The following is an 8,153-nucleotide window of genomic DNA, read 5'->3' as shown; positions in this document are numbered from 1 at the left end:
CCGATTTCCCGCAGCAGATCAACCGCAACGAGGGCTTCGCTATCCGGGTCAGCACCCGCAACCTGATCCGGGATCGGTTCCTCCCGGCCGGCCAGGGCGGCTACTACCTGGAGAGCTCGCTGCTCAACGAGCAGGGCCTGACCCGTGGCCACTTCCACACCGCCTGCCGGATGCTGGGCAGCCTGGGCGAGGCGCCGGACCCGGCGCCGGTGCCGGCCTTCTTCGTCGCCACCGAGGACGGTGGCGGCGGTGCCCAGCCGGACGAGGTGACCATCCAGATCCCGGGTCTGCCGGAGTCCGGCACCGCGCAGTGCGCGGTCTGGGCCGGTGACGGTTCGCACCGCATTCCGATGTCGGAGCGAGCCAACCAGACCCCCGCGTTCGACGCGGTACGGATCCAGGTGAACTGACGCAGGAAAAACGCGGGCCGTCCGGAATGTGTGCCGGACGGCCCGCAGCCTGTTCGTGGGCGTTCCGCCGGGTGCCCATTCGACTTCGTGGCGTGACCGCTGTTCAGCGGTTCTTGTACGCCTCGACCACCTCGACCGGGATGCGGCCCCGCTCGGAAATCTTGTAGCCGTTGCTGACCGCCCATTCCCGGATGGCGCGGTTCTGCTCGCGGTTCATTCCCGGAGTGCCCGAACCGGGGACTCGGCGGGGGCCGCGGGCCGTCTCGGCGCCGCCACGGCCGAGTCGCCGACCAGCATTGATAAACGGATCCAGCGCCTTGCGCAGCACGCCCGCGTTCTCATCGGAGACATCGATGGTGTAGGCCACGCCATCCAGGCTGAACTCGACCGTCCGGTCGGCCTTTCCGCCGTCGAGGTCGTCAGTCAGCACCGTGATTACTTTTCTCGCCATCGTCGATTACTCCCTGTGTTCGGCGGGGTGTGGTCAAAGTTTGACTCATCGCCCGGCAATTGCGCAACAAAAGCCACGCCTTTCTGTGGTCGCGTTTTGCGCGGCGTCGAAATCCCGATTCCGCAGCATCGCGGGGAGATGCGCCGACGTCGGCCTGGCCGCTCGCCCAATCCCGCCGGGGCCGCATCGTGTCCTGGGTCACACCGAGGAACAACGATGCTCCGCGATGACTTGAGTCAGACACGCTCAACTCAATGCGATAGCAGGTGTTCGATGGCAACTCTTCCGGTACTTCCACTGACCGACGCCGTGCTGCTGCCCGGCATGGTCATCCCGGTGACCCTCGACCCGACCACCCAGGCCGCGGTCGACGCGGCCCGTGCCACCGGCGACCGCAAGCTGCTCGCCGTGCCCCGTCTCGACGGCGAGTACGGCTCCGTCGGCGCAATCGCCACCATCGAGAAGGTCGGCCGACTGCCCAGCGGCGAGCCGGCCGCCGTGATTCGCGGCCTCGCCCGCGCCCGCATCGGCTCCGGGGTGCCCGGCCCCGGCGCCGCGCTCTGGGTCGAGGCGACCGAGATCGACGAACCCGCCCCGGCCGGCAAGGCCCGGGAACTCGCCCGTGATTACCGCGCGCTGATGACCTCCGTCCTGCAGCAGCGCGGTGCGTGGCAGGTCATCGACGCGATGGAGCGGATGACCGACCTCTCCGAACTGGCCGACGCGGCCGGCTACGCGCCCTGGCTCACCCTGGCGCAGAAGACCGAACTGCTGGCCGCGCCGGACGTCACGGCCCGGCTGGAACTGCTCGTCGGCTGGGTGAAGGACCACCTGGCCGAGCAGGAGGTCACCGAGCAGATCAACTCCGACGTGCGCGAGGGGCTGGAGAAGTCCCAGCGGGAGTTCCTGCTGCGCCAGCAGCTCGCCGCGATCCGCAAGGAGCTCGGCGAGGACGCTCCGGACGGCTCGGCCGACTACCGGGCCCGTGTCGAGGCCGCCGACCTGCCCGAGAAGGTACGCGAGGCGGCGCTGCGCGAGGTCGGCAAGCTGGAGCGGGCCAGCGACGCCTCCCCGGAGGCGGGCTGGATCCGTACCTGGCTCGACACGGTGCTGGAGATGCCGTGGAGCACGCGTACTGAGGACAACACCGACCTGGCCGCGGCGCGGGCCGTGCTCGACGCCGACCACGCCGGCCTGGCCGACGTGAAGGACCGCATCCTGGAGTACCTCGCGGTGCGCAACCGGCGGGCCGAGCGTGACCTCGGCGTGGTCGGTGGCCGCGGCTCCGGCGCGGTGCTGGCCCTGGCCGGCCCGCCCGGCGTCGGCAAGACCAGCCTCGGCGAGTCCGTCGCCCGGGCGCTCGGCCGCAAGTTCGTCCGGGTCTCCCTCGGCGGCATCCGCGACGAGGCCGAGATCCGGGGTCACCGGCGCACGTACGTCGGCGCGCTGCCCGGCCGGATCGTCCGGGCGCTGCGCGAGGCCGGCTCGATGAACCCGGTGGTGCTGCTCGACGAGGTCGACAAGCTCTCCGTGGGGTACGCCGGTGACCCGGCCGCCGCCCTGCTGGAGGTGCTCGACCCGGCCCAGAACCACACCTTCCGGGACCACTACCTGGAGGTCGACCTCGACCTGTCCGACGTGCTGTTCCTGTCCACCGCCAACGTGGTGGAGACCATCCCCGGCCCACTGCTGGACCGGATGGAACTGGTCACCCTGGACGGCTACACCGAGGACGAGAAGGTGGCCATCGCCCGCGACCACCTGCTGCCCCGGCAGCGGGAGCGGGCCGGGCTGACCGCCGAGGAGGTCGACGTCGACTCCGCGGCGCTGGGCCGCATCGCGGGGGAGTACACCCGGGAGGCCGGCGTACGGCAGCTGGAGCGGGCCCTCGCGAAGATCATGCGGAAGGTCGCGGTGACCCTGACCGACGACCCGACGCCGGTCCGCGTCGGCGCGGACAACCTGGTCCGCTACCTCGGCCGGCCGAAGCACACGCCGGAGTCGGCGGAGCGTACGGCGGTGCCGGGCGTGGCCACCGGCCTCGCGGTCACCGGCGCCGGGGGAGACGTGCTGTTCATCGAGGCGACCAGCATGGAGGGCGAGCCGGGGCTGACCCTGACCGGCCAGCTCGGCGACGTGATGAAGGAGTCGGCGCATATCGCGCTCTCCTACCTGCGCGCCAACGGCCGCCGGCTCGGCCTGGACCCGAACGCCCTGGCCGGGCGGCGGATCCACCTGCACGTGCCGGCGGGCGCGGTGCCCAAGGACGGCCCCAGCGCCGGCATCACCATGGTCACCGCGCTGGCCTCGCTGGCCAGTGGCCGGCCGGTACGCCCCGAGTTCGGGATGACCGGCGAGGTGACCCTCTCCGGTCGGGTGCTGCCCATCGGCGGGGTGAAGCAGAAACTGCTCGCCGCGCACCGGGCCGGCCTGACCGAGGTGATCATTCCGGCCCGCAACGAGCCGGACCTCGACGACCTGCCCACCGAGGTACGCGAGGCGCTGACCGTGCACACCCTGGCCGACGTCGCCGACGTGCTTGCCCTGGCGCTGCGCCCGGCCGAGATCGACCCGGCGTCTCTCGGCGGCCAGCACCTCACCGCCGCCTGAGGTGCAAGGAAGGGCCCCCTGTTAACGCCTGGCGTATAGCAGGGGGCCCCTATTAACAGAATTCACCGGCAACCGGGCCCGTGCCTTGAGGGCGGCGCCGGTTTGCCGTATCCGGTGCGCAGCGCGGTGAGAAGGGTTCCCTTCTCTACCCGAGGCGTTAAGAAGGGGCCCTTCCTTACACCTCAGCGGCGGTCGTCGCGGTCGCGGCGTACGGTGGCCTTGCGGCCCTTGATGGTGCTGTTACGCAGCCCGGCGATCACCTCGTCGGCGACGGCGATCGGCACCTCGACCAGGGAGAACCGGTCGGCGATCTCGATCGAGCCGATGTCCCGGCCACGGATCCCGGTCTCCCCGGTGATCGCGCCCACCAGATCCTGCGGGCGTACCCCGGCCCGCCGGCCCAGGCCGATGAAGACCTGGGTGGTGCCGCTGCTGCGGGGACGCGCCGGCCGACGCTCGCCCCGGGCCTCGTACCCCTCCCGGCCCTCCCGGGGTGCGCGGACCGAGACCTGCGGGATCTCCTCCTCGGCCTCGTCGGACCCGGGCAGGGTCGCCTCGTGGGCCAGCTTCACCGCGGCGAGCGCCACCTCCATCAGGTCGAACTCGTCGCTGAGCGTCTCGACGATCACCCGGAACGGCTCCAGGTCGTCTTCCAGCAGGCTCTCCCGCAGCGCGGCCTGGGTCAGCTCCAGCCGGCGGGTACGAAGGTCGGCCACGGTCGGGATCTTGTCGATCGTGATCCGCTGCCCGGTGACCCGCTCGATGGTCTTGAGCATCCGGTGTTCCCGGGGCTCGGCCAGGGTGATCGCCACCCCCTCCCGGCCGGCCCGGCCCACCCGGCCGATCCGGTGCACGTACGACTCCGGAGCCGACGGCACGTCGTAGTTGACCACGTGGCTGAGCTGCTCGACGTCCAGCCCACGAGCCGCCACGTCGGTGGCGACCAGCAGATCGGCGGTGCCAGCCCGCAGCCGGCCCATCACCCGGTCGCGCTGCTCCTGGCTCATCCCGCCGTGCAGCGCCTCGGCCCGGTAACCGCGGCCGTTCATCGTCTCGGTGAGCCGGTCGACCTCCTCCCGGCTACGGCAGAAGACGATCGCCGCGGTCGGTGACTCGACGTCCAGCACCCGGCCCAGCGCCGCCGGCTTGTGCGCCCGCGCCACCAGGTACGCGCTCTGCCGTACCCGGGGTGCCTCGCCGGCCACCGGCTGCTCCCGGGCGATCAGGATGCGTACCGGGTCGGTCAGGTGGGCCCGCGCCATCCCGTCGATGCGGGCCGGCATGGTCGCCGAGAACAGCACCGTCTGCCGCTGCTCGGGGGCGTGCTCCAGGATCGCCTCGATGTCCTCGGCGAAGCCCATGTCGAGCATCTCGTCCGCCTCGTCGAGCACCACCGTGGCCAGGTTGCCCAGCCGCAGCGTGCCCCGGGCGATGTGGTCCAGCGCCCGGCCGGGGGTGGCCACCACCACGTCCACGCCGGTGTCCAGGGCCCGCAGCTGCCGGCCGATCGGCTGCCCGCCGTAGATCGGCAGCACCCGGGCGCCGAGGTCCTTGCCGTAGCGGTGGAACGCCTCGGACACCTGCACCGCGAGTTCCCGGGTCGGGACCAGTACCAGCGCGAGCGGGTCGCCGCCGGGCCGGTCGTCCGGCATCCGTTGCAACAGCGGCAGCGCGAACGCCGCCGTCTTGCCCGTACCCGTGGCCGCCTGCCCGAGCAGGTCCCGGCCGGCCAGCAGCGGAGGGATCGCCTCGCGCTGGATCGGCGTGGGCTCCTCGTAGCCGAGTGCGGCGAGCGCGGCGAGCAGTTCGGGCCGCAGGCCGAGGTCCGTGAAGGCGGGCGGTTCGGTGGTCGGGTCGGGCGGTACGGGCGTGGAACTCATGGGTCAAGCCTTTCATCACGCCTGCGGACCCGCTGCGGCGACCACCGCAACACGTGGCGGAGATCCTTCGCCGCCTCCTCACTGGGCCAGCAGCGCCAACATGATCGTGATCCCCAGCACGATGTCGATCACCGCGCACCACTCAGCGTAACCGCGTGGCACCACCCGGCGGGTGCGGTGGTGGTACAGGTCCCACCCCGAGTGGGCCAGCCAGCCGACCGCCACCACCCACTGCCCGGCCGCGCCGCCGAGAAGCACGGCGAGCAGGGCCAGCCCCGACCAGCCCGCCAGGCCGGCGAGCTGGAGCCGGAGGTTTCCCGGTACGCCCCACTGCCGGCGGACGGTGCCGATGACCAGGTAGCCGGCGGGCAGGACGAGCAGCGTGTAGGCGGCCAGCGGGACGGGCGAGGCCCAGTTGTCGGCGGTCATCAGCAGGGCCAGCCCGGCCGGCCAGCGGTGCACCAGCAGCCGGGCCAGCGGGTGTCGTGGGGCGGGGCGGGTGGCGGGATGCCGGGCGTACTCGCCCCGGCGCCGCAGCACCGCCGCCGCCATCGCCGGCACCATCAGCAGGTGCGCGCCGGCCAGCAGGGTGTCCGCGTCGAGCAGCCCGGCCCGGTACGGCACCAGCAGCAGCAGGACCGGTGCGTACATGGCCAGGACCATCTCGCCGATCGCCGCGCCGGAGTGCCCGCGGTACCCCATCCAGACCGCCATGCCGAGGCTCATGTCGGTGGCCATCAGCAGCGCGCCGACGCCGGGTGACGCCGGGGCCAGCCCGAACGCCGTACCCAGGGCGGCCCGCGCCGGCCCGAGCAACAGCATGCCGGCCACCATGGCCAGCACCATCTCCAGCAGGTGCCGAGCCAGGTGCCGGAGCCGGGCGCGGCCCGCCGATCCGGCCCGCCCGGAAGTCGCCGCCTCGGGCCGCGTCGTGTCGGGCGGCGCTGTGTCGGGCGGCGCTGTGTCGGAAGGCGTCGTGTCGGGCGGCGTCCTCGGCGGGGCGGTTGGCGTCAGCTCTGTCATGTCATCGAGCGTCGCGGCGCGCGTGTCACGGGAACCAGCCACTCGATGTCACCGGTGGGCCGGGCGGAACGCACGACCGGATCGGGCACACCGGTGGGTCCACCGGTGTGCCGAAGCGCTCTACCCTGGCGACCGTGGTGGTGGCGGAGGCGGCGGTGCCGGGCGGCGGGCGGACCCTGTTCCGCGCCCGGGCCGCGACTCTCGTCTCCCTCGCCTCCGGCATGGCCGCCAGCCTGATCCTGCCGGCAATCGGGCTGGCCCGGGAACCGGACGCGTGGTGGGTGGCGTCGGGCTCGGTCGGGCTCGCCGCGTTCGCGCTGGTGCTGGCGGTGGCGCTGTACTCCGCGGTCACCCCCGGGCCGTCCGGCGGGCTGCGCCGCCGGCTGCGGTACGCGTACGCCGGCGTGGCGGCGCTCAGCGTGCCGCTGGTCGCGCCGGTCGCCGTCGGCTCCTGGCCCACCTGGGCCTGGCTGGGCGCGGCAATGGTCGGCGGCGTCCCGTTGCTGGCGCCGTTCCGGGTGGTGCTGCCGGCGGCGGTCGCCGCTCTCGCGGTGGCCGGGGCGGTGGCCGGGGCGACCGGTGCGTCGATCGGCCGGGCACTGCTGGTCACCGGCTCCGTCGGCCTCGGCATCGCCGCGGTGAACGGCTTCCAGGTGTGGTTCTGGCGGCTGCTGGTGCAGGCCGAGCAGGGGCGGGCGGCGCAGGCCCGGCTGGTCGCCGCGCAGGAGCGGCTGCGCTTCGCCGGGGACGTGCACGACCTGCTCGGGCACCACCTGACCGTCATCGCCCTGAAGGCCGAACTGGCCGCCCGGCTCGCGCCCGCCGACCCCGAGCGGGCGGGCCGGGAGGCGGCCGAGGCGCAGCGGCTGGCCGCCACGGCGCTGACCGAGCTGCGCCGGACCGTGCACGGGTACCGCCGGGTCGACCTCGCCGAGCAGCTCACCGCGGTCGGCGACGTGCTCCGATCCTCCGGGGTGCGGTGCACGGTCGTGCCACCGGCCGGTGAGCTGCCGCCGGAGGCGGCGACCCAGCTCGCGGCCGTGCTCCGCGAGGCCGGCACCAATGTGCTGCGGCACAGCCGGGCCGGCTGGTGCCGGATCGAGATCAGCCAGGAGGAGGACGTGGCGCGGATGACCGTGACCAACGACGGGGTGACCGTCCCGGCGGCACCGGACCGGCACAGCCACGGCCTGCGCGGCCTGGCCGACCGCCTCGCCGTGGCCGGCGGACAGCTGCACATCCGCTGCGCCGACGGCGTCTTCACCGTCGAGGCGACCGTACCGACCGCCGCATGACCACCGACCGCGACCGGATCCGGGTCCTGCTCGCCGACGACGAGGAGCTGATCCGTACCGCCCTCGCCGCCCTGCTCGATCTCGAGGAGGACCTGGCGGTCGTCGCGCAGGCGGCCGAGGGGGACGCGGCGGTGACCGCCGCGCTCGCCCACCGGCCCGACGTGGCGGTGATCGACCTGGCCATGCCCCGGCGGGACGGCTTCCAGGTCGCCGCCGAGCTGGCCCGGGCGCTGCCGGCGTGCGCGGTGGTCATCCTCACCGGCCAGGGCCGACCGGCGCACCTGGCCCGCGCCCTCGGTGCCGGCGCCCGCGGCTACCTGCCCAAGGGCGCCCCGGGTGGGGCGCTGGCCGACGTGATCCGCCGGGTGCACGCCGGCGGCCGGTACGTCGACCCGGCGCTCGCGGCCGACGCGCTCACCATCCCGCCCTGCCCGCTGACCCCGCGTGAGCTGGAGACGCTGCGGCTGGCCGGAGACGGCGTGCC

6 protein-coding genes and 1 pseudogene are annotated in these 8,153 nt (G+C 73.5%); 4 read left to right on the top strand and 3 right to left on the bottom strand.

What is annotated here, in order from left to right; genetic code table 11:
- Positions 1-410: pseudogene (locus AB0M52_RS26630) on the top strand (hypothetical protein); the annotation flags it as partial.
- A gap of 103 nt (positions 411-513) precedes the next feature.
- Here AB0M52_RS26630 and AB0M52_RS26625 read toward each other — a convergent pair.
- A complete protein-coding gene (locus AB0M52_RS26625; RefSeq protein ID WP_111213036.1) occupies positions 514-861 on the bottom strand; it encodes an Lsr2 family protein in 348 nt (115 codons plus the stop codon).
- Positions 862-1,134: 273 nt separating this feature from the next.
- Here AB0M52_RS26625 and lon point away from each other — a divergent pair, with 273 nt between their 5' ends.
- A complete protein-coding gene (gene lon / locus AB0M52_RS26620) occupies positions 1,135-3,471 on the top strand; it encodes an endopeptidase La (protein ID WP_363959051.1) in 2,337 nt (778 codons plus the stop codon).
- A 182-nt stretch (positions 3,472-3,653) separates the two neighbouring features.
- Here lon and AB0M52_RS26615 read toward each other — a convergent pair whose 3' ends face one another.
- Both AB0M52_RS26615 and AB0M52_RS26610 read right to left on the bottom strand, forming a co-directional pair.
- Positions 3,654-5,351: a DEAD/DEAH box helicase gene (locus AB0M52_RS26615; protein WP_363959048.1), complete on the bottom strand. Its 1,698-nt coding sequence runs from the start codon at positions 5,349-5,351 to the stop codon at positions 3,654-3,656.
- Positions 5,352-5,429: 78 nt separating this feature from the next.
- Positions 5,430-6,374 (bottom strand): hypothetical protein, encoded by a 945-nt coding sequence (locus tag AB0M52_RS26610; RefSeq protein WP_363959046.1) that lies wholly within the window; start codon positions 6,372-6,374, stop codon positions 5,430-5,432.
- Positions 6,375-6,481: 107 nt separating this feature from the next.
- On the opposite strand from AB0M52_RS26610, the gene AB0M52_RS26605 reads away from it, so the two are divergent.
- Together AB0M52_RS26605 and AB0M52_RS26600 are read left to right on the top strand one after the other, a co-directional pair.
- Positions 6,482-7,669 (top strand): histidine kinase, encoded by a 1,188-nt coding sequence (locus AB0M52_RS26605; protein WP_363959043.1) that lies wholly within the window; start codon positions 6,482-6,484, stop codon positions 7,667-7,669.
- Positions 7,666-8,153 (top strand): response regulator transcription factor (locus tag AB0M52_RS26600; protein WP_363959040.1); only part of this gene is annotated, 488 nt, incomplete at its 3' end. The genes AB0M52_RS26605 and AB0M52_RS26600, both read left to right, overlap by 4 nt.

Source organism: Micromonospora sp. NPDC051296 (genome assembly GCF_040682255.1).
Taxonomy (GTDB): domain Bacteria; phylum Actinomycetota; class Actinomycetes; order Mycobacteriales; family Micromonosporaceae; genus Micromonospora; species Micromonospora craterilacus.
Note: the sequence above shows the minus strand (reverse complement) of the source record. Positions and strands in the feature narration are given on the sequence as shown.